Below are 24,331 nucleotides of genomic sequence, written 5' to 3'. Positions count from 1 at the left end.
GCGATGCAGCTCACCCTCTGGACCTACGAAGGCCCCCCGCATATCGGCGCGATGCGCGTCGCCACCGCGATGACCGGGCTGCACTACGTGCTGCACGCGCCGCAGGGCGACACCTACGCGGACCTGCTGTTCACGATGATCGAGCGGCGGGATGCGCGCCCGCCCGTCACATACACCACCTTCCGGGCGCAGGATCTCGGCCGCGACACTGCCGAGCTGTTCAAGACCTCGGTGGCCGCCGCCTACGCGCGCTTCCAGCCGCAGGCGATGATCGTCGGGGCCTCCTGCACCGCCGAGCTGATCCAGGACGATCCGGGCGGGCTCGCCAAGGCCCTCGACCTGCCGATCCCGGTGATCCCGCTGGAGCTGCCCGCCTATCAGAAGAAGGAAAACTGGGGCGCGTCCGAGACGTTTTATCGCCTGGTCCGGGCGCTCGCCGGAGCCCCTGCACCGCGGCCCGCACCGGAGCCGGGCCGGCGCCCGACCTGCAACATCCTGGGCCCGACGGCTCTGGGCTTCCGCCACCGGGACGACCTGATCGAGATCCGCCGGCTGCTCGACAGCCTCGGGATCGACGTGAACGTCGTCGCGCCGCTCGGCGCCAGCCCGGCCGATCTCGGCCGGCTCAAGGATGCCGACTTCAACGTCGTGCTCTATCCTGAGACGGCCCGCAGCGCGGCCGAGTATCTCAAGAAAAGTTTCGGGCAGCCATTCACGCGGGAAGTCCCGCTCGGGGTCGGCGCGACGCGCCGCTTCGTCGCCGAGGTCGCGGCTCTGGCCGGTATCGATCCGGCGTCGTTCCTCGACGGCCCCGGCTCGCGCCTGCCCTGGTATTCGCGCTCGGTCGATTCGACCTACCTGACGGCCAAGCGCGTCTTCGTGTTCGGCGACGCGACTCACGCGATCGGCATCGCCCGGATGGCGGCGCGGGAACTGGGCTTCACCGTCGTCGGCCTCGGAACCTACAGCCGCGAATTCGCCCGCGAGGTCCGGGCCGAGGCTGCCGAGCACGGCATCGAGGCCCTGGTCACCGATGACTATCTCGACGTCGAGGCCGCGATCCGCGCCGCCGCCCCCGAACTGGTCCTCGGCACCCAGATGGAGCGCCACGTCGCCAAGCGGCTGGGCATCCCCTGCGCGGTGATCTCCGCCCCGGTCCACGTCCAGGATTTCCCGGCCCGCTACGCCCCGCAGATGGGTTTCGAGGGCGCCAACGTCCTGTTCGACACCCTGGTCCACCCGCTGATGATGGGCCTCGAAGAGCACCTGCTGGGCATGTTCCGGGAGGACCCCGAATTCCACGACGGCGTCGGGCCGTCGCATCTCGGCGGCAATCCGCGCGCGGTCTCCACGGCGGAGGCCCCCGAGGTCGCGCAAGCGGCCGATCCGGCGCCGGCGGCCGCTCCGAACCTCCTGGACGAGGACGTCGTGATCACGGCCGCGCCCTGGGCGCCCGAGGCCGAGAAGGAACTGAAGAAGATCCCGTTCTTCGTACGCGGCAAAGCGCGCAGCAACACGGAGAAGTTCGCCCGTGAGCGGCGGCTGCCGCTCATCACCCTCGAAACCCTCTACGACGCCAAGGCGCATTATGGCCGCTAGAGCGCTCTCCCCCGGACGCGAGGCCGGCTCGACGCGCCGCCCGCCGATCCGCGTCGTCATCGTCACGCTCGACAACCACTTGGCGAGCGCGGTGGAGCGGGCGCGCCTGCGCCTGCGCTCCGAGATGCCGGGGCTGGTGCTCGACTTCCACGCCGCGGCCGAGTGGGACACCGACGCGTCGGCGCTCGACGCCTGCCGGAGCGACATCGCGCAGGCCGACATCGTGCTCTCGGCCATGCTGTTCATGGACGAGCATGTCCGGGCGATCCTGCCGGCGCTCGCGGCCCGGCGCGACGCCTGCGACGCGATGGTCGGCTGCATGTCGGCGAGCGAGGTGGTGAAGACGACCAAGCTCGGCCGCTTCGACATGAGCGGCGACAAGCGCAGCGCCCTCGATTTCCTGAAGAAGCTGCGCGGCAAGCCCGGCCAGCAGGGCAATGCCGGCCGGCAGATGGCCCTGGTGCGCAAGCTGCCGAAGATCCTGCGCTTCATCCCGGGCTCGGCGCAGGACGTGCGCGCCTATTTCCTGACCCTGCAATACTGGCTGGCCGGCTCGGACGAGAACGTCGCCGCCCTGGTCCGCTTCCTGGTGCACCGCTACGCCGCCGGCACCCGCGCGGTGTGGCGCGAGGGACCGGCCGCGCCGGCGCCCCTCGATTATCCCGAGACCGGCCTCTACCACCCGCGCCTGCCCGGCCGGATCGGCCAGGATCCGTCCCGGCTGCCGCGCTCCACGGGTGCGAAGGGCCGGGTCGGGCTGCTGCTGATGCGCAGCTACGTGCTGGCCGGCAACACCGCCCATTACGACGGGGTGATCGCCGCCCTGGAGGCCAAGGGCCTCGACGTGGTGCCGGCCTTCGCCAGCGGCCTCGACAACCGTCCGGCCGTGGACGCCTTCTTCATGCGGGATGGCCGCGCCCGGATCGATGCCCTGGTGTCGCTCACCGGCTTCTCGCTGGTCGGTGGCCCGGCCTACAACGACGCCGCCGCCGCAGAGGCGATGCTGGCGCAGCTCGACGTGCCCTACCTCGCCGCGCAGGCGCTGGAATTCCAGACGATCGAGCAATGGGAATCGGGCGAGCGCGGCCTGTCGCCAGTCGAGGCGACCATGATGGTCGCGATCCCCGAACTCGACGGCGCCACCGCCCCGATGGTGTTCGGCGGCCGCTCCTCGGCCTCGGGCAGCGACAATGCCCGGGACATGCGCGCCCATCCCGAGCGGGTCGCGCGGCTGGCCGAGCGGGTCGAGCGCCTCGTCTCCCTGCGCCGCACCCCGAAGGCCGAGCGCAAGCTCGCCGTGGTTCTGTTCAACTTCCCGCCCAATGCCGGCGCCACCGGCACGGCGGCGTTCCTGTCGGTCTACGCCTCACTGCTCAACACCCTGAAGGGTCTGCGGGCGGAGGGCTACGCCGTGGAGATCCCGGAGAGCGTCGACGTCCTGCGGGAAAAAATCCTGGACGGCAACGCCAAGCGCTACGGGACCCAGGCCAACGTCCATGCCCGAATCCGGGCCGAGGACCATGTCCGGCGCGAACGATACCTCGCCGAGATCGAGACCCAATGGGGTCCCGCGCCCGGCCGCCACCAGACCAACGGCTCCGACCTGTTCGTGCTCGGCGCGCAGTTCGGCAACGTCTTCGTGGGCGTCCAGCCGGCCTTCGGCTACGAGGGCGACCCGATGCGGCTGCTGTTCGAGCGCGGCTTCGCGCCGACCCACGCATTCTCGGCCTTCTACCGCTACCTGCGCGAGGATTTTGCCGCCGACGCCGTGCTGCATTTCGGCACCCACGGGGCGCTCGAATTCATGCCTGGCAAGCAGACCGGCCTGTCCGAGGCGTGCTGGCCGGAGCGGATGATCGGGGCGCTCCCCAACATCTACCTCTACGCCGCCAACAACCCGTCCGAGGGGACGCTGGCCAAGCGCCGCTCCGCCGCGACGCTGGTGAGCTACCTGACCCCGAGTCTGGCCACCGCCGGGCTCTATCGCGGCCTGCTCGACCTGAAGAGCTCCATGGAGCGCTGGCGCGGGCTCGATCTCGAAGCGGTCGCGGAACGCGAAACCCTCGCCAGGCTGATCCAGGAGCAGGGCGCCGCCGTCGATCTCGTGCCGGCCGAGCCGGCCTGGACCGGCGATCTCGGCGCCCGGGTCGCGGATCTCTGGGCCGCCGTGCAGGAGCTGGAGCAGACCCTGATCCCGCACGGGCTGCACGTGGTCGGCGAAGGCGTGCCGGCGGAGGAACGGATCGACCTGCTGCTCGCGCTGGCCGAGGCCTCGCACGGGCTGAAGCCCGACCGCGCCGCCATCGAAGCCCTCGTCGCGGGGAAGAGCGCCGAGGCGGCCTTCGCGGTCTCGGGTCTGTCCGCAGATCCCGAGACCCGCGCCGCCTTCGCGGTCCTCGCCCAGACCGACAGCTTGCTGGCGCGGGACCACGAGCTCCCGGCCCTGCTGCGGGCGCTCGACGGCCGGTTCATCCCGCCGGTGGCCGGGGGCGACCTGCTGCGCAACCCCGCGATCCTTCCGACCGGGCGCAACATCCACGGCTTCGATCCGTACCGCCTGCCCTCCGCCTTCGCGGTGGCCGACGGCGCCCGGCAGGTCGAGCGCATTCTCGAGCGCTTCGCCGCGGACGGGAAACCCTGCCCGGAGAGCGTCGCCCTGGTCCTGTGGGGCACCGACAACCTCAAGAGCGAGGGCGGCCCGATCGCCCAGGCGCTGGCCCTGATCGGTGCTACCCCACGCTTCGACGGCTACGGCCGGCTCAGCGGCGCCGAGCTGATCCCGCTGGACACCCTCGGCCGCCCGCGGATCGACGCGGTCGTCACCCTCTCAGGCATCTTTCGGGATCTGCTGCCCCTGCAGACCAAGCTCCTCGCGGAAGCATCCTTCCTCGCCGCCACAGCCGACGAGCCATTAGACAAAAATTTCGTCCGGAAGCACGCCCTGGCGATCCAGGCCGAGCAGGGCTGCGATCTGGAAACCGCGGCGCTGCGGGTCTTCTCCAACGCCGAGGGGGCCTACGGCGCCAACGTCAACCAGTTGGTCGATTCCGGGGCGTGGGACGACGATGCTGAGCTGTGCGAGACCTTCTCGCGCCGCAAGAGCTTCGCGTATGGCCGCACGGGCAAGCCGGCGCCGCAGCGGGCGTTGATGCAGGCGGTGCTCGCCTCCGTGGACATGGCCTACCAGAACCTCGACTCGGTCGAGGTCGGCGTCACCTCGGTGGACCATTACTTCGACGGGCTCGGCGGCATGGGCCGGGCGGTGGCGAAGGCCCGCGGCGCGGCGGTGCCGATCTACATCAGCGACCAGACCCGCGGCGAGGGCCGCGTGCGCTCCCTGGAGGAGCAGGTGGCACTGGAGACGCGCACCCGCATGCTCAACCCGAAATGGTACGAGAGCCTGCTCGGCCACGGCTACGAGGGCGTGCGCCAGATCGAATCCCACCTGACCAACACGGTCGGCTGGTCGGCCACCGCCAACGCGGTCCAGCCCTGGATCTACGAGCGGATCACCGAGACCTACGTGCTCGACCCGGCCATGCGTGAGCGCATGGCCTCCCTCAACCCCACCGCCTCCGCCAAGGTCGCCCAACGGCTGATCGAGGCTCACAAGCGCGGCTTCTGGACCCCCGACGCAGCGATGCGGGACGCCCTCGATCGGGCCGAGGAGGAACTGGAAGATCGTCTCGAAGGCGTCACCACAGGAGTCGCCGCATGAACATCGCCATTCGCAACCCGGTCGTTGCCCGGAAGGAAGAAGGCAGCGTGCAGGTCGATCTCGACCCGGACCTGAAGATCGAGACCGCGAAGGTGTTCGCGGTCTACGGCAAGGGCGGCATCGGCAAGTCGACGACCTCGTCGAACCTGTCGGTGGCGTTCTCGAAGCTCGGCAAGCGGGTGCTGCAGATCGGCTGCGACCCCAAGCACGACTCGACCTTCACGCTGACCAAGCGCCTCGCCCCCACGGTGATCGACGCCCTCGAAGCCGTGAACTTCCACTCGGAGGAGCTGCGCGTCGAGGACTTCGTAGTCGAGGGCTACAACGGCGTCATGTGCGTCGAGGCCGGCGGCCCGCCCGCGGGCACCGGCTGCGGGGGCTACGTGGTCGGCCAGACGGTGAAGCTCCTGAAGGAGCACCACCTCCTGGAGGATACCGACGTCGTCGTGTTCGACGTACTCGGCGACGTGGTCTGCGGCGGCTTCGCCTCGCCGCTCCAGCATGCCGACCGGGCGCTGATCGTCACCGCCAACGACTTCGATTCGATCTTCGCAATGAACCGGATCGTGGCGGCGATCCACGCCAAGGCCAAGAACTACCCGGTGCGGCTCGGCGGCGTCATCGCGAACCGCTCCGCCAAGACCGACGAGATCGACCGGTTCAACGATGCGGTCGGCCTGAAGCGGCTAGCCCATTTCCCCGATCTCGACATTGTCCGCCGCTCGCGGCTCAAGAAGTCGACGCTGTTCGAGATGGACTCCTCCCCCGAACTCGACGCGGTGACGGCCGAGTACATGCGGCTCGCCGAGACACTCTGGGCCGGCGGGGAGCCTTGCGAGGCCATCCCGATGAAGGACCGCGACCTGTTCGAATTTTTGGGATTCGATTGATGGCGGGCGCGAGCTACGACACCCGCAGGGGTGAACTGACCACCTACTTCGACCGCACCGCGGTCGAGGCCTGGTCGCGGCTGACCTCCGACGCGCCGGTGAGCCGGATCCGCGCCACCGTGCGGGCCGGCCGGGACGCGATGCGCGGGACGCTGCTGTCCTGGCTCCCCGCCGACATGACCGGCCTGCGCCTGTTGGACGCCGGCTGCGGCACCGGGGCGCTCAGCGTCGAAGCCGCACGGCGCGGCGCCGAGGTGGTCGCCATCGACGTCTCGCCGACCCTGGTGGGTCTGGCCCAGGAACGGCTGCCAGCGATCCCCGGCCCCGGCCGGATCGACTTCCGCGTCGGCGACATGCTCGACCCCGGCCTCGGCCGCTTCGACCACGTGGTCGCGATGGATTCGCTGATCCATTACCGCGCCGCCGACATCGTCCGGGCGCTCGCGGTCCTGGGCGCCCGCACAGACGGCTCGGTGCTGTTCACCGTGGCGCCACGCACGGCCCTGCTGACCGTGATGCACGCGGCTGGACAGTTCTTTCCCCGCGGAGACCGCTCGCCGGCGATCGTGCCGGTGACCGAGGGTGGCCTCAGGCGCCGGATCGCTGCCGAACCGGCGCTTGACGGATTTACCTGGGCGCAGAGCCATCGGATCAACAGCGGCTTCTACCTGTCGAACGCGATCGCGATGACACGCGCCGCCCGCGCCTCCCAACCACGCCCTCATCCTGAAGTGCCGGAGTGCAGCGGAGGCCTCGAAGGAGGCCTCCAGCCAGCTGCGCGATCCCTGGAGGGCTCCTTCGAGGCTGCTGCGCCGCACCTCAGGATGAGGGGGATAGACGGGACGGGGGGGACCGCCGCATGAGATCCGGCCGCGCCCTGACCAAAGCCCTGATGCGCCTCGGCCCGGCGATCCTGCCCTTCGCGGATGCCGCCACCGTCGAGCTGCCGCTCGGCCGGCTGCTGCGGCTCGCTCTGTTCCAAGTGACCGTCGGCATGGCGGCGGTGCTGCTGATCGGCACCCTGAACCGGGTGATGATCGTCGAGCTTGGCGTCCCGGCCTGGATCGTCGCGGTGATGCTGGCCCTGCCGCTGATCTTCGCGCCGTTGCGGGCCCTGGTCGGGTTCCGGTCGGACACGCACCGCTCGGTGCTCGGCTGGCGGCGGGTGCCGTATATCTGGTTCGGCACCCTGCTCCAGTTCGGCGGCCTGGCGATCATGCCGTTCGCGCTGCTGATCCTGTCGGGCGATACCACCGGCCCGCTCTGGGTCGGGGATGTGGCGGCGGCGTTCGCGTTCCTGCTGGTCGGGGCCGGGCTGCACACCACCCAGACCGTCGGTCTCGCGCTCGCCACCGACCTCGCCCCCGCGCATGCCCGGCCGAAGGTGGTGGCGCTGCTCTGCGTCGCCCTGCTGTTCGGCATGATGGCGAGCGCCCTGCTGTTCGGGCTGTTCCTCGCGCATTTCTCACCCGTGCGGCTGATCCAAGTGATCCAGGGCGCGGCGCTCGTCACCATCGTGCTCAACGGGATCGCCCTGTGGAAGCAGGAGCCGCGCGACCCGAACCGGAGCCGGGCCGCCCCGGCGCGGGACTTCCGCGCCTCCTGGCGCGACTATGCCGGGCAGGGCACTGCGCGCCGCCGCCTCGTGGCGATCGGGCTCGGCACCGCCGGGTTCTCGATGCAGGACATCCTGCTCGAGCCCTATGGCGGCCAGATCCTGCACCTCTCGGTCGGGGCGACCACGGCGCTGACGGCGCTCCTCGCCGCCGGGGGCGGGCTCGGCCTGCTGATCGCCGCCCGCTGGCTCGGGCGCGGCGGCGACCCGTTCCGGGTCTCGGCCGTCGGCGTCGGCATCGGCATCCTGGCCTTCTCGGCGGTGGTCTTCGCCGCGCCGCTCGCCTCGGCCGACCTGTTCGCGGTGGGCGTCAGCCTGATCGGATTGGGCGGCGGCCTGTTCGCCCACGGCACGCTCACCGCCTCGATGAACCGGGCCGGTCCCGAGGATACCGGGCTGGCGCTCGGCGCCTGGGGCGCCGTCCAGGCCAGCGCCGCGGGGATCTCGATCGCCGCCAGCGGCGTGGTGCGCGACATCGGAGGCGCTATCGCCCAATCGGGGGTGCTCGGCGAGGGCATGAACGAGCCCGCGATCGGCTACCTGATCGTCTACCACATCGAGATCGCCCTCCTGTTCGCGGCCCTGATCGCCCTGGGACCGCTGGTGCGGGAGGACGCGCGTGCAGCAGGGAAAAATCGGCTCGGCGGCACTCTTGCCGAACGGGCGGCCTGAGACTCGGGGAGGACAGCCATGCCAACCGGCGCCATTACGGGTTACGTCGACGTCGCCCAGGTCGTGCTCTACGCCTTCTTCATCTTCTTCGCCGGGCTGGTGTTCTGGCTGCGCCGGGAGGACCGGCGCGAGGGCTACCCACTGGAGAACGAGATCGTCGGCCGCCGCAAGGCGCCGGACCCGGTCCTGATCCCACGGTCCAAGGCGTTCCACCTGCCGGGCGGCGAGACCACCTACGCGCCGCAGGCGGTGCAGGGCCGCGACGACATCGAGACCGGCATCCCGGCCCGCAAGGTCGAGCCCTGGCCGGGCGCCCCCTACGAGCGGACCGACACGTCGCTTCAGGCCGGCGTCGGCCCGGGCTCCTGGGTGGTCCGGCACGACGTGCACGACAAGACCTGGGACGACGAGTACCGGATCGTGCCTCTGCGGGTCGCCAAGGCCTTCGTCATCCACGAGGCCGGCCCGAACCCGATCGGCATGACCGTGTTCGGCACCGATAACGGGGTGGCGGGCGTCGTCAGCGATGTCTGGATCGACCGCGGCGAGTCGCTGATCCGCTACTACGAGGTCGAATTGCCCACGGGCGGCCGCCGGCTGATGCCGTCCACCTTCTGCCGGGCCGGCGGCTTCACCAAGACGGTGAAGTCCGAGGCCCTGCTCGCCGCCCAGTTCGCCGACATCCCGGCGACCCGGGATCCCGACAGCGTCACCTTCCTGGAGGAGGAGCGGATCATGGCCTATTTCGGCGCCGGCACCCTCTACGCCACCCCGGCCCGGGCGGAGCCCCTGCTATGAGCGGCGATTTCCTCCCCGAGGGCACCCTGCGGGGTCTGCCCGGCCCGCTGCCGGCGAACGAGCGCATCCTGTGGCAGGGGGCGCCGACCACCGGGGGCCTCTGGGTCCGCGCCTATCATGCCCGCCTGGTCGCCGCCTGGTTCGCCGCCTGCGCCCTGGCCTTCGGGCTCACGGCCGGCTCGCCAGCGGCGGCGCTCACCACCGTCGGCCTGACCCTGCTGGTCGGCGGGGTCGGCCTCGCCCTGCTCTGGCTGTTCGCGTGGCTCAGCCACCGCACCGCGGTCTACACGATCACCGACCGCCGGATCGTCCTGCATGCCGGCATCGCCCTGCCGGTGACCCACAACGTACCCTTCGCGCAGGTCGAGGGTGCGGCGTTGCGTGCCTTCACGGACGGGAGCGGAGATCTGCCGCTCCGGTTGCGGCCGGGCCTGCGTATCGCCTACCTTCAGCTGTGGCCGCATGCCCGGCCCTGGCGTCTCGCCCGGACCGAGCCCATGCTGCGTTCCGTACCTAATGCGGAGGCGGTGGCGACGCTGCTGGCGCGGGCGATCGAGGCCCATGCCGAGGCGTCGCAGACGGTGCGGCCCATGATCGTCCCGCGTCCGCGGGCGGTCCAAGACAATCCCGGCCGCCTCGTCGCGGCCGAATAGGGAGAGGCGCGATGGGCGAGCGGGCGGAGAGCGTCGGCCGATCCGCAGGACCGGCACCGGCCCTGCTGATGATCGGCGCCGGCGCGCTGATGGGCTTCACCATGCTGGCCGTCCTGGTCGGGCGCAGCGAGGGCATCGGCATGATCGCCCTGCCGCCGGCCAAGCCGGTCACGCGGCTCGAATTCCGCGCCGAGGACCAGGTCGACGGCTCGATCGCCCTGCGCAACGCTGCCGACCGGCAGATCGTCGCCTGGATCCGGCCCGGCGAGGACGGTTTTCTGCGCGGGACCCTGCGTGGTCTGGCACAGGCCCGCCAGCGCGACGGCCTCGGCCCGGAGCAGCCGTTCAGCCTGACCCGCTACGATGACGGCCGCCTCGCGCTGGCCGATGACGCCACCGGCCGCCGGGTGCCGCTCGAAGCGTTCGGCCCGACCAACGCCGGGGCCTTCGCCCGGCTGCTCGCTGTCCCCGCCAGCACGGAGACGCGCTGATGGGCCTGTTCGGGAGCCGCACCGTCACCGTGCCCTGCACGATCGAGATCGAGCAGACGCCCGAGAGTTTGCACGCGCACGTCACCCTCGATTCCGGCTTCGAGATCGAGCCCGGCGACGAAGTCCAGGTCCACGACGCCCCGACCTCCGTACCCTATGGCGAGCGGCTCACCGTCCGCCGCACCGCCACCGTCACCCGGGCCGGCCCGCTGGAGCGGGTTTGGACCAAGCTCGTCGCCCATCTCGAACTGACCGAACTCTACGAAGTCAGTTTTTCCGAGAGGAGGAAGCTGTGAACGCTCCCGTCCCGCCGCTCTCCGGCCAGCCGGTTCCGAAAACGCCGGTCAACGAATCGACCAAGGCCGCCCAGGAGACGACCTTCCTGAGCCCGCGCTTCTACACCACCGATTTCGACGAGCTCGACCGCACCAACGTCGAGCCGGTGCGCCGGGATTGGGACCTGCTCATCGCCGAGTTGCGCGCCGACCCGAACAAGCGCCACTTCACTCGCAACGCCGACTTCGATTGCGACCTGTCGCAGATGGAGCCCGAGCTGCGGAAGGAGTTTTTGGACTTTCTGGTGTCTTCGATCACCGCCGAGTTCTCCGGCTGCGTGCTCTACGCAGAGATGAGAAAACGCGCGAAGAACAAGGACATCAAGGAGCTGTTCGGCTTCATGAGCCGCGACGAGGCGCGCCACGCCGGCTTCATCAACGACACGCTCAAGGATTTCGGCATCGGTGTGGACCTCGGCTTCCTCACCAAGTCCAAAAAATACACGTTCTTCCGGCCGAAATTCATCTTCTACGCGACGTACCTATCGGAGAAGATCGGCTACGCCCGCTACATCACGATCTTCCGGGAGCTGGAGAAGCACCCGGAGCGGCGCATCCACCCGATCTTCAAGTGGTTCGAGCTGTGGTGCAACGACGAGTTCCGCCACGGCGAGGCGTTCGCGCTGCTGATGCGCGCCAACCCGAAGCTGACCAGCGGCATCAATCGCTACTGGATCCGGTTCTTCCTGCTGGCGGTGTTCGCCACGATGTACGTGCGCGACCATCACCGCCCGGCCTTCCACGCCGCGCTCGGGGTCGATCCCACCGACTACGATTACACGGTGTTCCGCATCACCTCCGAGATCTCGCGGCAGACCTTCCCGCTGGAGCTCGACCTCGACAACCCGAAGTTCCACGCCGGGCTGGAGACCCTGCTCGCCTGCTCCCGGGCGATCGCCGAGGCCCGGGCCCAGGGCGGCGTCCTGGGCAAGCTCAAGCACGGCATCCAGGTGCTGCGCGCGGCCGCCACCTTTGTCCGGCTCTACTTTCTGCCGGTCAAGGCGAACGCCCTGCCGGCCGATATCCGCCTCCAGCCGGTCTGGTAGGATGGCGACCTACGCCGCCCCGGTCGTCTATGCCCTGGTGCTCTGGTGGTTCTCCACCGGGCTGATCCTGCTGCTCGACCACGCCCCGCGGCGCACCCATCCGTGGAGCATGGCCGGCGCGACGCTGCTGCTCGCTGGCGCGCTGGTGGCGATCCGCACCAGCAGCCAGGATACCAGCGCGACGGGGGCCTACACGGCGTTCACGGCGGCCCTGGTCGTCTGGGGCTGGCAGGAGATGAGCTATTACATGGGCTTCCTGTCGGGCCCGAAGCCGGCCGCCTGCGCGCCGGGCCTGCGCGGCCTCGACCGGTTCCTGGCGGCGCTCGCCACCAGCCTGTGGCACGAATTCGCCATCGTGATCGGCGGCCTGGTGATCCTGGCGCTGGTCTGGGGCGGGGCCAACACCATCGCCCTGTGGACCTACGGCGCCCTGGTGGTGATGAACCTGTCGGCGCGACTCAACCTGTTCCTCGGGGTGCGCAACCTGCACGCCGAGTTCCTGCCCGAGCATCTGGGCTACCTGGCCTGCTACCTCTCGCGAAAACCGATGAACCTGCTGTTCCCGGTCTCGGTCAGCCTCGGGACCATCGCGGCAGGCCTGCTCGGGCGGGCGGCGCTCAGCCCGGATCTGCTAGCGCACGAGCTGATCGGCTTCACAATCCTGGCGACCCTGATGGCGCTGGCGACGCTCGAACATTGGTTCCTGATGTTGCCGCTGCCCTCGGCCGAGCTGTGGCGGTGGAGCCTGCCGACGCGCAATCCGGACGGCGCGGCGCGGCCGGGGGACAACGGCTAGATCCGACCATCACAGCGGGATTTCGCGCGCGCACCACTTTGGAACTGGTCTCGTGCGAAGGACGAACCTCACAGGCGGGGACAACCCGCGAACCAATCGGGGAGAGGCGACATGGACTACGAGACCTTCTTCGGAGCCGAGATCGCCGGTCTCCACCGCGAGGGACGCTACCGGGTCTTCACCGACCTCGAGCGCCATTCCGGCAACTTCCCGCACGCCACGCATCACCACCCGTCGGGCACGCGCCCGGTCACGGTCTGGTGCTCCAACGACTATCTCGGCATGGGCCAGCACGCCTCCGTCACCGGGGCGATGCACGAGGCGATCGACCGCTGCGGCGCCGGAGCCGGGGGCACCCGCAACATCTCCGGCACCAACCACTACCACGTGCTGCTGGAGCGCGAGCTCGCCGACCTCCACGGCAAGGAAGCGGCGCTGCTGTTCACCTCCGGCTACGTCTCGAACTGGGCGGCGCTCGGGACCCTGGCCTCGCGGCTGCCGAACTGCGCGGTGTTCTCCGATTCCGAGAACCACGCCTCGATGATCGAGGGCATCCGGTTCTCCCGGGCCGAGCGCCACATCTTCCGTCATAACGACCCGGAGGACCTGAACCGGAAGCTCGCTTTGGTCGATCCGGCCCGGCCGAAGCTGGTCGCGTTCGAATCCGTGTATTCGATGGATGGTGACATCGCCCCGATCGGCGAGATCTGCGACGTGGCCGAGGCCCACGGGGCGCTCACCTATCTCGACGAGGTCCACGCGGTCGGCCTCTACGGCGCCCGCGGCGGCGGCATTTCGGAGCGCGACGGCGTCGCCCACCGCCTCGACGTGATCGAGGGCACGCTCGGCAAGGCTTTTGCGGTCCATGGCGGCTACATCACGGCCTCGGAGAAGCTCTGCGACTTCGTGCGCAGCTTCGCCTCGGGCTTCATCTTCACCACCTCGCTGCCCCCCGCGGTGGCGGCGGGCGCCGCGGCCTCGATCCGCCACCTGAAGGTCAGCGGCACCGAGCGCGCCCGCCATCAGGAGCGCGTCGCCAAGGTCCGCCAGGCGCTGGAAGCCGCCGACATCCCGGTGATGCCCAACGACAGCCACATCGTGCCGGTGATGGTCTGCGATCCGGTGCTGTGTAAGGCGATCTCCGACACCCTGCTCGACGAGTTCGGCATCTACGTGCAGCCGATTAACTACCCGACCGTGGCCCGCGGCACCGAGCGGCTGCGGATCACCCCCTCGCCGCTGCACACGGACAAGGACATCGCGCATCTGGTCGGGGCGCTCTCCACGATCTGGGCGCGGATCGGGCTCCGGCAGAAGGCGGCGGAGTAGGGGTTCCCTTCTCCCACCCGCTCCCGCATCCTGAGGTGCCCGCGTCAGCGGGCCTCGAAGGAGCCCTCCAACCGGCCGCGCGATCCCTGGAGGCCTCCTTCGAGGCCTCCGCTGCGCTTCGGCACCTCAGGATGAGGGGGTGGATTGGAAGCCCCCTCGCAGCATCGAGTCAGCGCGTGCCAACCTTCCCCTTCTCGGCCATCGTCGCGCAGGACGAGATGCGCCAGGCGCTGCTGATCGCCGCGGTGGATCCGTCCATCGGCGGCGTGCTGGTGTTCGGCGACCGGGGCACGGGGAAATCCACCGCGATCCGGGCGCTGGCCGCCCTGCTGCCGCCGATGCGGGCGGTGGTCGGCTGCCCGTACAATTGCGACCCCGACAGCCCGGCGGAGAGCTGCCCGCACTGCGCGAGCCTGCCGGGCACGCGGAGGAAGTCCGAAAAAAAACCGGTGCCGGTGGTGGATCTGCCGCTCGGAGCCACCGAGGACCGGGTGGTCGGCACCCTCGACCTGGAGCGGGCGCTCGGGGCCGGCGTGAAGGCGTTCGAGCCGGGGCTGCTCGCCCGGGCCAATCGCGGTTTTTTGTATATTGACGAAGTGAATCTCCTCGAGGACCACCTGGTCGATCTCTTGCTCGATGTCGCGGCCTCCGGGGTCAACACCGTCGAGCGGGAGGGCCTCAGCTTGCGCCACCCCGCAAAATTCGTCCTGGTCGGCTCCGGCAACCCGGAGGAGGGGGAGCTGCGCCCGCAACTCCTCGACCGGTTCGGGCTGGCCTGCGAGGTCACGACCCCGCAGGACATCGCCACGCGGATCGCGGTGGTGCGCGCCCGCGACGCCTACGAGCGCGACCCGGAGGGGTTCTGCGCCGCCCGCGCAGGTGACGAGACCGCGATCCGAAAGACAATCCTGCTGGCCCGGGAGCGCCTGCCGCATCTGAACGTGCCGGATTCGGCGCTGGAGCGCGCGGCGCAGCTCTGCCTGGCGCTCGGCACCGACGGCCTGCGCGGCGAGCTGACCCTGATGCGCACCGCCCGGGCGCTGGCAGCCCTCGACGGCGCCGAATCGGTCACGGACGACCACATCCGCCGGGTCGCCCCGGCCGCCCTGCGCCACCGCCTGCGCCGCAACCCGCTGGACGAATCCGGCTCGACCGCCCGGGTCGAGCGGGCGCTGGCGGAGGTGTTTTCGTGACGGGGTCGGCGCAACCTCTCCCTCCCCCCTCTGCGGGGGAGGGTACCCTGCGCAGCAGGGGGGGAGAGGGGAGCGCCATGTCCGGAAGAGGCGCGTCGGGTGCGAAACCCGCTGCCGTCGCGCTGCCCCTCTCCCGACCCTCGCTGACGCGAGGGCCACCCTCCCCCGCAGAGGGGGGAGGGAAGGCGGAAGCGCCTCAAAACATCTGGCCCGACGCCCTGCGCGCCGCCCGCCTCCTCGCCACCGACCCGCACGGCTTCGGCGGCGCGGTGTTGCGGGCCGGGCCAGGGCCGGTGCGGGAGCGCTGGCTTGATACCCTGCGGGCGATGCTTCCCCCGGGGACGCCCTGGCGGCGGCTGCCGCCGGGGATCGGCGACGACAGCCTGCTGGGCGGCCTCGACCTCGCTGCGACCCTGGCGGCCGGCCGGCCGGTGGCGCGGGCGGGATTGCTCGCGCAGGCCAATGGTGGGTTGATCGTCGTGCCTATGGCCGAGCGGCTGCCCCCCGGCATCGCGGCGCGCCTGGCGGGTGCCCTCGACACCGGCACCGCCTCGGAAAGCCCGGCGCGCTTCGGCCTCGTGCTGCTCGACGAGGGCGAGGGCGACGAGACCGTCGCCGACGCCCTGGCCGACCGCCTCGCCTTCCGGATCGACCTGACCGGGCTTGGGGTCGCGGAATGCGACACGCCTGCCGTCGCGACAGACATTGATCCGGGCGACCCGGAGGCCGACCCGCTCGGCACGCTGTGCCGGCTGGCGGAGGCGCTCGGCGTCGCGTCCTTACGCGGGCCGATCCTGGCGGGACGGGTGGCGCGGACGCTGGCGGCGGAGGAGCCGGTCGGCACGGACGCGATCACGGCAGCCGCCCGCCTGGTCCTGGCCCCGCGCGCCACGCGTCTGCCCGTACCGGAGGAGGCGATGCCGGAGGAGGCCGAGGCGCCGCCCCCGCCGCCCGCGGAGGATGGCCCCCCGGAGGACACAACGGATCCGGCCCCGGCCGACGCGGCGCAGGATCGCGTGCTGGAGTCGGTGCGGGCAGCGATTCCCGCCAAGCTGCTCGATCAGTTGCTGGCGGGGGGCGTGCGCCTCTCGGCCGCGAAGGCCGGGCGGGTCGGCCAGCCGGCGGCGGCGCGCACCGGCCGCCCGATCGGCAGCCGGCGGGGCGACCCGCGGCGCGGGCGCCTCGACCTGCTGGCGACCCTCCGCGCGGCGGCCCCCTGGCAGGCCCTGCGGCGCGCGGCCGGCGAAACCCGCCCGATCGTGGTCCGCCGGGACGATCTGCGGATCCGGATCCTGCGGCAGCGGACCGAGACCACCACGGTGTTCTGCGTCGACGCCTCGGGCTCGGCTGCCCTGGAGCGGCTGGCCGAGGCCAAGGGCGCGGTCGAGCTGCTGCTGGCCGAGGCTTATGTCCGGCGCGACCGGGTGGCGCTCGTGGCGTTCCGCGGGGCGGGTGCGGAGCTGGTCCTGCCGCCGACCCGCTCGCTGACCCGGGCGAAGCGCGGCCTCTCGGGCCTGCCGGGCGGGGGCGGGACGCCGCTGGCGGCCGGGATCGACGCGGCGCTGAGCGTGGCCCTCGGCGTGCGCCGGAGCGGCAGCCGGCCGGTGATCGTGCTGCTGACGGATGGGCGCGCCAACGTCGCGCGCTCGGGGGAGGGCGGCCGGGCCCGGGCCGGCGCGGAGGCCCTGCAGGCGGCTCGCGCGCTCAGGGCGGCCGGGATGCCGGCCCTGGTGATCGATACCGGCGCCCGTGGCGAAGGCGCCCGCGCGGTCGCCGACGCGATGGCCGCCCGTTACCTCGTACTGCCCCGGGCCGATGCCGGCCTGCTCAGCGCGGCGGTGCGGGCCGCGCTCTGAGCTTGGTAAGGGGCCGGGCGGAGCCGACCGTGTTGCGGATCAGAGGTGGTAGCCGGCGCCGAGATCGGCGACGCGCTGGTTGTGGGACATCCAGGCGTTCAACATCTCGCGGAACAGGCCGCGGAAATTCCAGCGGCCCGCGGTCGAGCCGGCGAAGTGATGGGTCGAGGAGGTGAAGACGATCATGGCCGGTTCCAACGGTGAGAGATGCGCGGTGCCTGCGTTCGCCCCTGTGATGCCCCCATTGTTGCGTCGCAGCAATCCGGTCTGCGGCAGCGGTGGCATGCGGTTTCCGCATGCATTCTCAATGTCTTACGAAATACTTCCAACCCGGCACGATAGCGCAGGCGCGTGGCCCGCCCCCCGATTTGGTGCACCGCAGGATGCAAGCCGGTGCTGAGCCCGCGCGACGCGGACCGGCCCGACTGGGCGGTCGAGGGCCGGGATTGGCCGCACCGGGAGGCGAGCCGCTTCGTGGAGGCGGCGGGCCTGCGCTGGCATGTCCAGGAATTCGGCCGGCCCGAGGCGCCGGTGCTCCTGCTCCTGCATGGGACCGGGGCCGCGACCCATTCCTGGCGCGGGCTGGCGCCGCTCCTGGCCCAAAACTTCTTCGTGATCGCCCCGGACCTGCCGGGCCACGGCTTCACCGATCCCCTGGCGGATGCCGACCTGTCGCTGCCCGGCATGGCCCGGGCCGTAGCGGGCCTCGTGGCGGCGCTCGGGCGCTCGCCGATCGTGGCCGCCGGTCACTCGGCCGGGGCGGCGGTGCTGGCGCGGATGTGCCTCGACGGCGCGATTGCCCCGCGGCTGCTGGCGGCCTTCAACGGCGCGCTGGCGCCGCTGCCGGGGGCGGCGAGCCTGCTGTTCCCCGGCATGGCCCGGCTGCTGTTCCTCAACCCGTTCACCCCGAGGATCTTCGCCTGGACGGCGGACCGGTCGGCGGCCAAGCGACTGATCGAGGGGACCGGCTCGCGCCTCGATCCGCAGGGCGTCGATCTCTACCGGCGGCTGTTCGCCCGGGCCGGCCATGTCCGCGGGGCGCTCGGCATGATGGCGAACTGGGACCTCGCCGGGCTGCACCGGGCCCTGCCGGGCTTGACGACCCGCACCCTGCTGATCGTCGGCGGCTACGACCGGGCGATCCTGCCGGACACCGCCTTCACCCTGCGCGACCGCCTGCCCGACGCCCGGGTCGCCCTGATCCGGGGGCTCGGCCATCTCGCCCACGAAGAAGCGCCCGAGCGCGTCGCCGAGGTGCTGTTCGAGGAGGCCCGAACCCTCGGCATCCTCGAAGCCTGACGCGCCCGGCGGGACTGGCGCCGGCTTTGCCTGGGTCGTAGAGCGCTTGCCGCCGAAGTGGATACCGGTTCGGCGTCAGCGAGCGCGTCACATCAAGGGCTGAGAGTCGAGCCCGATTGCAACGCGATCGGGAACGGCTCTAGTGCCAACCGCAAGGTGCGGGACCTGCGGCGAAGCCGGAACGAGGAGTTGTCGGGACGATGGCGAGACCCGTGATCGGCGTCGTCGGAAACGCGCGCCTGCTCGACAACCGGTTCACGGCCCAGATCGTCGGCGAGAACAACCTCCGCGCGCTGGCGGAGGTGGCCGGCGCCCTGCCGCTGATGTTCGCCGGCTGTCCGGCGGTCACCGATCTCGGCGACCTGCTCGACGTGGTGGACGGCGTGCTGCTCACGGGCGGGCGCGCCAACGTCCATCCGACCCACTTCCGGACCGAGCCGCACCCGGCGCACGAGCCCTACGACGAAGCCCGCGACGCGGTGGCGCTGCCGCTGATCGAGGCCTGCGTGGCGCGGGGCGTGCCGCTGTTCGGCATCTGCCGCGGCTTCCAGGAGATGAACGTCGCCTTCGGCGGCAGCCTGCACCCGGAGATCCGCGACATACCCGGTCGCCTCAACCACCGCATGCCGCGGCTCGAGAACGGCGAGATCCACCCGGACATCGAGGTGGTGTTCGCGGAGCGCCACGCGGTCCGCCTGACGCCGGGCGGCGCCTTCGCCCGGCTGCTCGGGTGCGAGACGATCCGGGTGAACTCCCTCCACGGCCAGGGCATCCTGGAGCCGGGCGCCCGCATCGTGATCGAGGGCATCGCCGAGGACGACACGATCGAGGCGATCCGCATCGCCGATGCGCCGGGCTTCGCCCTGGGCGTGCAATGGCACCCGGAGCACGACGCCGCGACGAACCCGATCAACCGGGCGCTGTTCGAGGCGTTCGGGGCCGCAGCGGCGCGACGGCATGCCGAGGCGGGCAGCTGGCGCTGAACTGGACCATCACCCGGCGGAGGCTTGGCGTACCCGGCTTTCCTGGGGCGTATTCCGGAAGCTGATCGCCATGCGATTGTAGGCGTTCATCAGGCTGATCGCGATCGTCAGATCGACCAGTTCCTTCTCGTCGAACACAGACCGAGCAGCCTCGTAGGCGCTGTCGGGCACGTTGGTCTGAGCCACGCGCGTCACGGTCTCGGCCCAGGCGAGGGCCGCTGTCTCGCGTGCGGTGAAGACCGGTCCGGCTTCGGCCCAGGCCTGGACGAGCGCCAGCTTTTGCGGTGTCTCGCCCTTCTCGATGAGGGTACGGGTGTGCATGTCGAGACAGTAGGCGCAGTTGTTTATTTGCGAAATGCGCAGATAGACCAACTCAATCAACGATGCGGGCAGGCCGCATTGTGCCACGTAAGCGTAGACACCGCCGAGGGATTTGATACCCGCCGGTGAGATGACCTGATAATCCAATCTCTGCGTCATGGAAGTTCTCCCCGCCCGATGCAGGCTCAATCCTGGGCGATCGGCGACGCTAGGCCTCTACGCGGGTTGCCGATCCCACCGATCATAAGCGTCGGGACGGGAAATTCTTAGCGCCAGACTTCGATGAGTCTCCAGCCGCCGCAGCGGCGCGCTTCGGCGGTTGCCACCGAACTGGATCGCGGTGGCGAATCGTCCGGCGAAGTCACGAGCCCGGTCTCGCAGCATTCGTGAGCGCACCCGCCGAGTCTTACCGACCTTAATCTATGTTCGGACGGACGGTGAACATTGGGGCAGGTCTTCCGAACGCGGCGACGATTCTTGTCGCGACGCTGCGCGATTCACCTTTTCCCCGGACGACCTGTCGCAGCCGGGAACAGCATCCTTGGAAGGGGGGTTGCCCGAGTCCCGAACAGCGGTTGCCTCCTCCTGAGGCACACCTGCGCAGATCTTGAGCCATCGACCGCATGCAGTTTCCCCGCGACGACCAAGAGCATCCGCGCGCCCAGGCCTTTCGCGACTTCATCCGGAATCCCCCCTTTCCCTGCGTCGGCGCCAAGTCGGCCCTGTCGCGGGGGCGCATGAAGATCGTCGTGGCCCGGGACATCACCTCGGGCTGGGACGACATGCGGATCTACCCGGCCCTGCTCGCCTTCGTGGCGCGCTACCGGGAGACCCCCGACCTGTTCCAGAGCTTCGCCGTCGTGTTCGAGGGACCCGGCGACCTCTCGGAGGAGGCGTTCGAGCAGAACCTCTGGGCGCGGGCGCAATCGCTCACCGACAAGGATGCCTGGCTCGGCCAACCGCACGATGCGCGCGTCGCGGATGATCCCGACAACCCGCATTTCTCACTGAGCTTCGGCGGCGAGGCGTTCTTCGTGGTCGGGCTGCACCCGAACGCGAGCCGGCCCGCGCGGCAATTCTCCTCGCCGGTGCTGGTGTTCAACCTGCACGCCCAGTTCGAGCGCCTGCGCGCCGAGGGCCGCTACGAGAAGCTGCGCGCCTCGATCCTCGAGCGCGACGAGGCCCTGGCCGGCAGTCTCAATCCGATGCTGGCGCGCCACGGCGAGACCTCCGAGGCCCGCCAGTACAGCGGCCGCGTGGTCGGCGAGGAGTGGCGCTGTCCGATGCAGGGCCGGCCTGCGGCTCCGGCGACGCCGGCCACCGACGACTGGCATCCGCTGGCTTCGCCGCTCGATCCCATCTTCCCGACGAACGGCGCCTGAGACAACCGCCGCTGGATCGCGGCGGCCCCTGCCGCGTTTCCAGCCGGACCGAAACGGGAGCGGAGACATCATGGACCGGGCCGACGTGCAGCAGATCGAGCCGCGCTCAGGCGTCGCCTTCACCCTCGACCGGGGGCAGCGCCTGACGGTGATCGACCCGCGCGGCGAGCAGGTGGCCGACCTCGTCGCCTATAACCGCCACGATACGGCCGAGGTGATCTCGTCCGGGCGGACCCTCGACTATGCCAGCCGGATCTACCTGACCACCGGCGACCCGCTCTACTCCAACCGCTCGAACGTGCTGCTGCGCATCGTCGAGGACACGGTCGGGCGCCACGATTTCTTGCTGACGCCGTGCTCGGCCGACACGTTCCGGATCATCTACGGCGACACGGACCCGCATCGCGGCTGCTTCGGCAATCTGGCGGCGGCGCTCGCGCCCTACGGCATCGCGCCGGACGCGATCCCGGTGGCGTTCAACTGCTTCATGAACGTGCCGATCGACGGCATCACCGGGGCGCTGACGGTCGAGCCGCCGCTGAGTCGGGCCGGCGACCGGATCGTGTTCACCGCGGAGACCGACCTCATCATCGGCCTGACCGCCTGCTCGGCGCTGCAGTCGAACAACGGCAGCTTCAAGCCGATCCACTATCGGATCGAAGCTTAGCCCATCTCTCATAGCTGACGCCGCCGATAAGATAGCGCTGAATTTTGTATTTTTTGGCTGAGCGCATCCAAGAACAACCTAATCTTCGCACGGGATGACTTCCGAATAGGCATCGCAAGACACGTTCCCGCTGAGACCCGTCAAAAATCTGTTGCTGACGATCGGCGTGTAGTTTGCGTTTACCAATCTTGTGTTTAAACGTCGCCGTGGAACAGCGCCGGGGCGTACGAGTCGCCGCATGCGGCAGCGCGCTCGACGCTGACAGCTCTCGACGGCCTGCCCGTCTCCTTCCCGGTGCCCCGATGACACGCTCGCAGACCGACCGCTCGCCCGGGGGCCATTCCGCGCCCCGGTGGAGCCTCTCCAACGTCAGGCTGAGCCACAAGCTGGCGGCGGTGATGGCCCTGGTTCTGGCGGCGGTCGGCGCCCTCACCGGCCTGAACTACGTCGACACAAGGTCCTCGGCGCTCGAAGACCGCGCGCTCATGACCAAGAACCTCGCCGACGTCGCACAGAGCCTGCTGGTCCATTACGCGGCGCTGGCCTCCTCGGGCCGGATGCCGGTCGATCAGGCTCAGAAGGCCGCCCTCGAGGCTGTCAGCGCGCTGCGATTCGGAGAGGCGGATTACTTCTTCGTCCTCGACACGGAAGGCCGGCTGATCGCCAACGCGTTCAACGCCAAGAATGTCGGCAAGGTGGTTCTGGACCAGACCGACATGCCGGGCGGGAAGCGCTACTTCGCCGAGATCGTCGAGGTGGCCAAGCGCGACGGCTCCGGCTTCGTCGACTACATGAAGCCGCGCGCCGGCGGGACCGAGCCGGTCGAGAAGGTCGTGAGCGTGCAAGTGTACAAGCCCTGGGGCTGGATCCTCGCCGCCGGCCTCTACCGGGACGATGTCCACGCGGCCGTGCGCCACCGTGCCCTCACCAACGCCCTCTGGGCCGCGGGCCTAGTGATCCCCGTCCTGGCCCTGCTCCTGCTCATCGGCAACGGCCTGTCGCGGCCGATCGTGCGCCTGACCGAGGCGATGCGGGCGCTCGCCGGCGGCGACCTCGCGGTACCGGTCGCCGATCAGCAGCATGGCGACGAGGTCGGCGCGATGGCGCGGGCCGTGCAGGTGTTCAAGGACGCGCTGATCGCCAAGCGGGAAGCCGAGGTGGTCGCCGCCGCCGAGACCGCCGCCAAGATGCGCCGGGCCCAGGCGCTGGACGAACTCACCGGCCGGTTCGACGCGCATGTCGGCGCGCTGACGCAGAGCCTCTCTTCGGCCGCCGTGGAGATGGAAGCCACCGCCCGGGAGATGACGCGGACCGCCGCGCGCACCACCGACCAGTCCGGGCGGGTCGCTGCGAGTTCCGAGCAGACTTCGGCCAACGTCCAGACCGTGGCCGCCGCCAGCGAGGAGATGTCCGCCTCGATCCAGGAGATCGCGTCCCGCGTCGCTCAATCCTCCACGATGGCCGACCGGGCGAGCGTGGACGCGGCCCGCACCAACGAACTGATGCAGGTCCTGTCCCGAGGGACGGACCAGATCAGCGAAGTGATGGGCCTGATCGCCGGCATCGCCGGGCAGACCAACCTGCTCGCCCTCAACGCGACCATCGAGGCCGCCCGGGCCGGCGAGGCCGGCAGGGGCTTCGCCGTGGTCGCCGGGGAGGTGAAGGCCCTGGCGGCGCAGACCGCCAAGGCCACCGACACGATCGCCGGCCAGATCGCCGCCATCCAGGGTGAGACCCGGAACGCCGTTGAGTCGATCCAGACGATCGGCGGCACGATCGACGCGATGCGCACGGTCGCCCTGAGCGTGGCCGCGGCCATGGAACAGCAGGGCGCGGCCACGAGCGAGATCGTCCGGAACGTCGCCCAGGCGGCGCAGGGGACGCAGGCGGTCAGCGAGGACATCATCGAGGTGCGCCAGGCCGCCGGCGAGACCGGCGCGGCCGCAGGCCAGGTGCTGAGCGCCGCGCAGGACCTGGCGCGCTACGCCTCGGGGCTGGGCCAGGAGGTGACCACGTTCCTGGCCGCGGTCAAAGCCGCATGAGAGAGCGGACCGGACGGGGCGCATCAACTTTGGGGTGGTAGACGGCACCGGGCCGGGTCGGCGACCGTGCGGGTTTCGGAAGGCTCACGCTCGCAAGGGACCGGCCCGATGCGCTTCGCCCATGTCGCCCTGTGGACCCACGACCTGGATACGGCCTCAGCCTTCTGGCGGCGCTATTTCGATGCCGAGATCGGCGCGCCGTACCACAGCCAGCGGCAGAAGGGATTCGTGTCCCGGTTCGTCACCCTGCCCGGGGACGGCGCGCAGATCGAACTGATGACCGCGCCCTGGGTCGCGGACGGGACGCACGACGAGCGCGTCGGCTGGGCGCATGTGGCGATCGCCCTCGGCAGCGTCGAGGCCGTCGACGCCCTCGCGGCCCGCTGCGCCACGGATGGCTGCCTCACGTCGCCGGCGCGCCGCACCGGCGATGGTTTCTACGAAGCAGTGATCGCCATGCCGGACGGAACGCCGATCGAGATTACCATCTGAGGGACGGGCGCAACGAGGCCTTTACGGGCCTCTCCCGGCTTGCACGGAAGATGCCAACGGCTGCGTGAGCACGCGCCTCTCCCTTCCCCCTCTGCGGGCTATCGGATTCCCACATCCCCGGAAGTGGCGCGGGTCCCCTCTCCCGTGCGGGAGA

Annotated in this window: 22 protein-coding genes; 20 read left to right on the top strand and 2 right to left on the bottom strand. The window is 70.5% G+C overall.

Annotation, left to right across the window (positions count from 1 at the left end):
• Positions 1 to 3 precede the first annotated feature (3 nt).
• The 14 genes from bchB to MKL20_RS08835 all read left to right on the top strand — a co-directional run bounded on the left by bchB (position 4) and on the right by MKL20_RS08835 (position 16,991).
• Complete coding sequence (gene bchB / locus MKL20_RS08900) at positions 4 to 1,599, top strand: ferredoxin:protochlorophyllide reductase (ATP-dependent) subunit B (RefSeq protein ID WP_244036376.1); 1,596 nt, start codon at positions 4 to 6, stop codon at positions 1,597 to 1,599.
• The gene (locus tag MKL20_RS08895; RefSeq protein WP_244036375.1) at positions 1,589 to 5,317 is read left to right on the top strand and encodes a magnesium chelatase subunit H; all 3,729 of its coding nucleotides are present in this window, start codon (positions 1,589 to 1,591) and stop codon (positions 5,315 to 5,317) included. Before bchB ends, MKL20_RS08895 begins: the two co-directional genes overlap by 11 nt.
• Positions 5,314 to 6,207: a ferredoxin:protochlorophyllide reductase (ATP-dependent) iron-sulfur ATP-binding protein gene (gene bchL, locus MKL20_RS08890; protein WP_243965903.1), complete on the top strand. Its 894-nt coding sequence runs from the start codon at positions 5,314 to 5,316 to the stop codon at positions 6,205 to 6,207. The genes MKL20_RS08895 and bchL overlap by 4 nt, the downstream gene beginning before the upstream one ends.
• A complete protein-coding gene (gene bchM, locus MKL20_RS08885; protein ID WP_244036374.1) occupies positions 6,207 to 7,070 on the top strand; it encodes a magnesium protoporphyrin IX methyltransferase in 864 nt (287 codons plus the stop codon). Before bchL ends, bchM begins: the two co-directional genes overlap by 1 nt.
• Positions 7,067 to 8,494 carry a BCD family MFS transporter gene (locus tag MKL20_RS08880; protein ID WP_243965906.1) on the top strand — a complete coding sequence of 476 codons (1,428 nt, stop codon included), beginning with the start codon at positions 7,067 to 7,069 and terminating at the stop codon, positions 8,492 to 8,494. Before bchM ends, MKL20_RS08880 begins: the two co-directional genes overlap by 4 nt.
• An 18-nt stretch (positions 8,495 to 8,512) precedes the next feature.
• Complete coding sequence (puhA, locus tag MKL20_RS08875) at positions 8,513 to 9,292, top strand: photosynthetic reaction center subunit H (RefSeq protein WP_243965907.1); 780 nt, start codon at positions 8,513 to 8,515, stop codon at positions 9,290 to 9,292.
• Positions 9,289 to 9,945 (top strand): photosynthetic complex putative assembly protein PuhB, encoded by a 657-nt coding sequence (puhB, locus tag MKL20_RS08870; protein WP_244036373.1) that lies wholly within the window; start codon positions 9,289 to 9,291, stop codon positions 9,943 to 9,945. The genes puhA and puhB overlap by 4 nt, the downstream gene beginning before the upstream one ends.
• 11 nt (positions 9,946 to 9,956) lie before the next feature.
• Positions 9,957 to 10,436, top strand: a complete 480-nt coding sequence (puhC, locus tag MKL20_RS08865; RefSeq protein WP_244036372.1) for a photosynthetic complex assembly protein PuhC — start codon at positions 9,957 to 9,959, stop codon at positions 10,434 to 10,436.
• Positions 10,436 to 10,732 carry a hypothetical protein gene (locus MKL20_RS08860; protein ID WP_244036371.1) on the top strand — a complete coding sequence of 99 codons (297 nt, stop codon included), beginning with the start codon at positions 10,436 to 10,438 and terminating at the stop codon, positions 10,730 to 10,732. The genes puhC and MKL20_RS08860 overlap by 1 nt, the downstream gene beginning before the upstream one ends.
• Positions 10,729 to 11,817: a magnesium-protoporphyrin IX monomethyl ester (oxidative) cyclase gene (gene acsF, locus MKL20_RS08855; protein ID WP_243965914.1), complete on the top strand. Its 1,089-nt coding sequence runs from the start codon at positions 10,729 to 10,731 to the stop codon at positions 11,815 to 11,817. Before MKL20_RS08860 ends, acsF begins: the two co-directional genes overlap by 4 nt.
• 1 nt (position 11,818) lies before the next feature.
• Positions 11,819 to 12,613: a putative photosynthetic complex assembly protein PuhE gene (gene puhE / locus MKL20_RS08850; RefSeq protein WP_244036370.1), complete on the top strand. Its 795-nt coding sequence runs from the start codon at positions 11,819 to 11,821 to the stop codon at positions 12,611 to 12,613.
• 111 nt (positions 12,614 to 12,724) lie between these two features.
• A complete protein-coding gene (hemA, locus tag MKL20_RS08845; RefSeq protein ID WP_243965916.1) occupies positions 12,725 to 13,942 on the top strand; it encodes a 5-aminolevulinate synthase in 1,218 nt (405 codons plus the stop codon).
• Positions 13,943 to 14,118: 176 nt separating this feature from the next.
• Entirely contained in the window at positions 14,119 to 15,135 is a 1,017-nt protein-coding gene (gene bchI, locus MKL20_RS08840; protein ID WP_244036369.1) for a magnesium chelatase ATPase subunit I, read from the top strand.
• A gap of 77 nt (positions 15,136 to 15,212) precedes the next feature.
• On the top strand, positions 15,213 to 16,991 hold the full coding sequence (locus MKL20_RS08835) for a magnesium chelatase subunit D (protein ID WP_244036368.1): 1,779 nt from the start codon (positions 15,213 to 15,215) through the stop codon (positions 16,989 to 16,991).
• Between the two features lie 39 nt (positions 16,992 to 17,030).
• On the opposite strand, the gene MKL20_RS08830 is transcribed toward MKL20_RS08835, so the two are convergent.
• Positions 17,031 to 17,177, bottom strand: coding sequence for a hypothetical protein (locus MKL20_RS08830; protein ID WP_244036367.1), 147 nt, complete (start codon positions 17,175 to 17,177; stop codon positions 17,031 to 17,033).
• 207 nt (positions 17,178 to 17,384) lie between these two features.
• On the opposite strand from MKL20_RS08830, the gene bchO reads away from it, so the two are divergent.
• Entirely contained in the window at positions 17,385 to 18,290 is a 906-nt protein-coding gene (gene bchO / locus MKL20_RS08825; protein WP_244036366.1) for an alpha/beta fold hydrolase BchO, read from the top strand.
• 200 nt (positions 18,291 to 18,490) lie between these two features.
• The gene (locus MKL20_RS08820) at positions 18,491 to 19,273 is read left to right on the top strand and encodes a gamma-glutamyl-gamma-aminobutyrate hydrolase family protein (RefSeq protein ID WP_244036365.1); all 783 of its coding nucleotides are present in this window, start codon (positions 18,491 to 18,493) and stop codon (positions 19,271 to 19,273) included.
• A 9-nt stretch (positions 19,274 to 19,282) separates the two neighbouring features.
• Here the strand turns inward: MKL20_RS08820 and MKL20_RS08815 are convergent, their stop codons facing one another.
• Complete coding sequence (locus MKL20_RS08815) at positions 19,283 to 19,753, bottom strand: carboxymuconolactone decarboxylase family protein (protein ID WP_244036364.1); 471 nt, start codon at positions 19,751 to 19,753, stop codon at positions 19,283 to 19,285.
• Positions 19,754 to 20,217: 464 nt separating this feature from the next.
• Between MKL20_RS08815 and gntA the strand changes: the two genes are divergently transcribed.
• The 4 genes from gntA to MKL20_RS08795 all read left to right on the top strand — a co-directional run bounded on the left by gntA (position 20,218) and on the right by MKL20_RS08795 (position 24,177).
• Positions 20,218 to 20,976 (top strand): guanitoxin biosynthesis heme-dependent pre-guanitoxin N-hydroxylase GntA, encoded by a 759-nt coding sequence (gene gntA / locus MKL20_RS08810; RefSeq protein ID WP_243965925.1) that lies wholly within the window; start codon positions 20,218 to 20,220, stop codon positions 20,974 to 20,976.
• 70 nt (positions 20,977 to 21,046) lie between these two features.
• Complete coding sequence (locus tag MKL20_RS08805) at positions 21,047 to 21,643, top strand: DUF1989 domain-containing protein (RefSeq protein WP_244036363.1); 597 nt, start codon at positions 21,047 to 21,049, stop codon at positions 21,641 to 21,643.
• A gap of 302 nt (positions 21,644 to 21,945) precedes the next feature.
• Positions 21,946 to 23,685 (top strand): methyl-accepting chemotaxis protein, encoded by a 1,740-nt coding sequence (locus tag MKL20_RS08800; protein WP_244036362.1) that lies wholly within the window; start codon positions 21,946 to 21,948, stop codon positions 23,683 to 23,685.
• A 108-nt stretch (positions 23,686 to 23,793) separates the two neighbouring features.
• On the top strand, positions 23,794 to 24,177 hold the full coding sequence (locus tag MKL20_RS08795; RefSeq protein ID WP_244036361.1) for a VOC family protein: 384 nt from the start codon (positions 23,794 to 23,796) through the stop codon (positions 24,175 to 24,177).
• Positions 24,178 to 24,331 lie beyond the last annotated feature (154 nt).

Source organism: Methylobacterium sp. E-066 (assembly GCF_022829635.1).
GTDB lineage: Bacteria > Pseudomonadota > Alphaproteobacteria > Rhizobiales > Beijerinckiaceae > Methylobacterium.
Note: the sequence above shows the minus strand (reverse complement) of the source record. Positions and strands in the feature narration are given on the sequence as shown.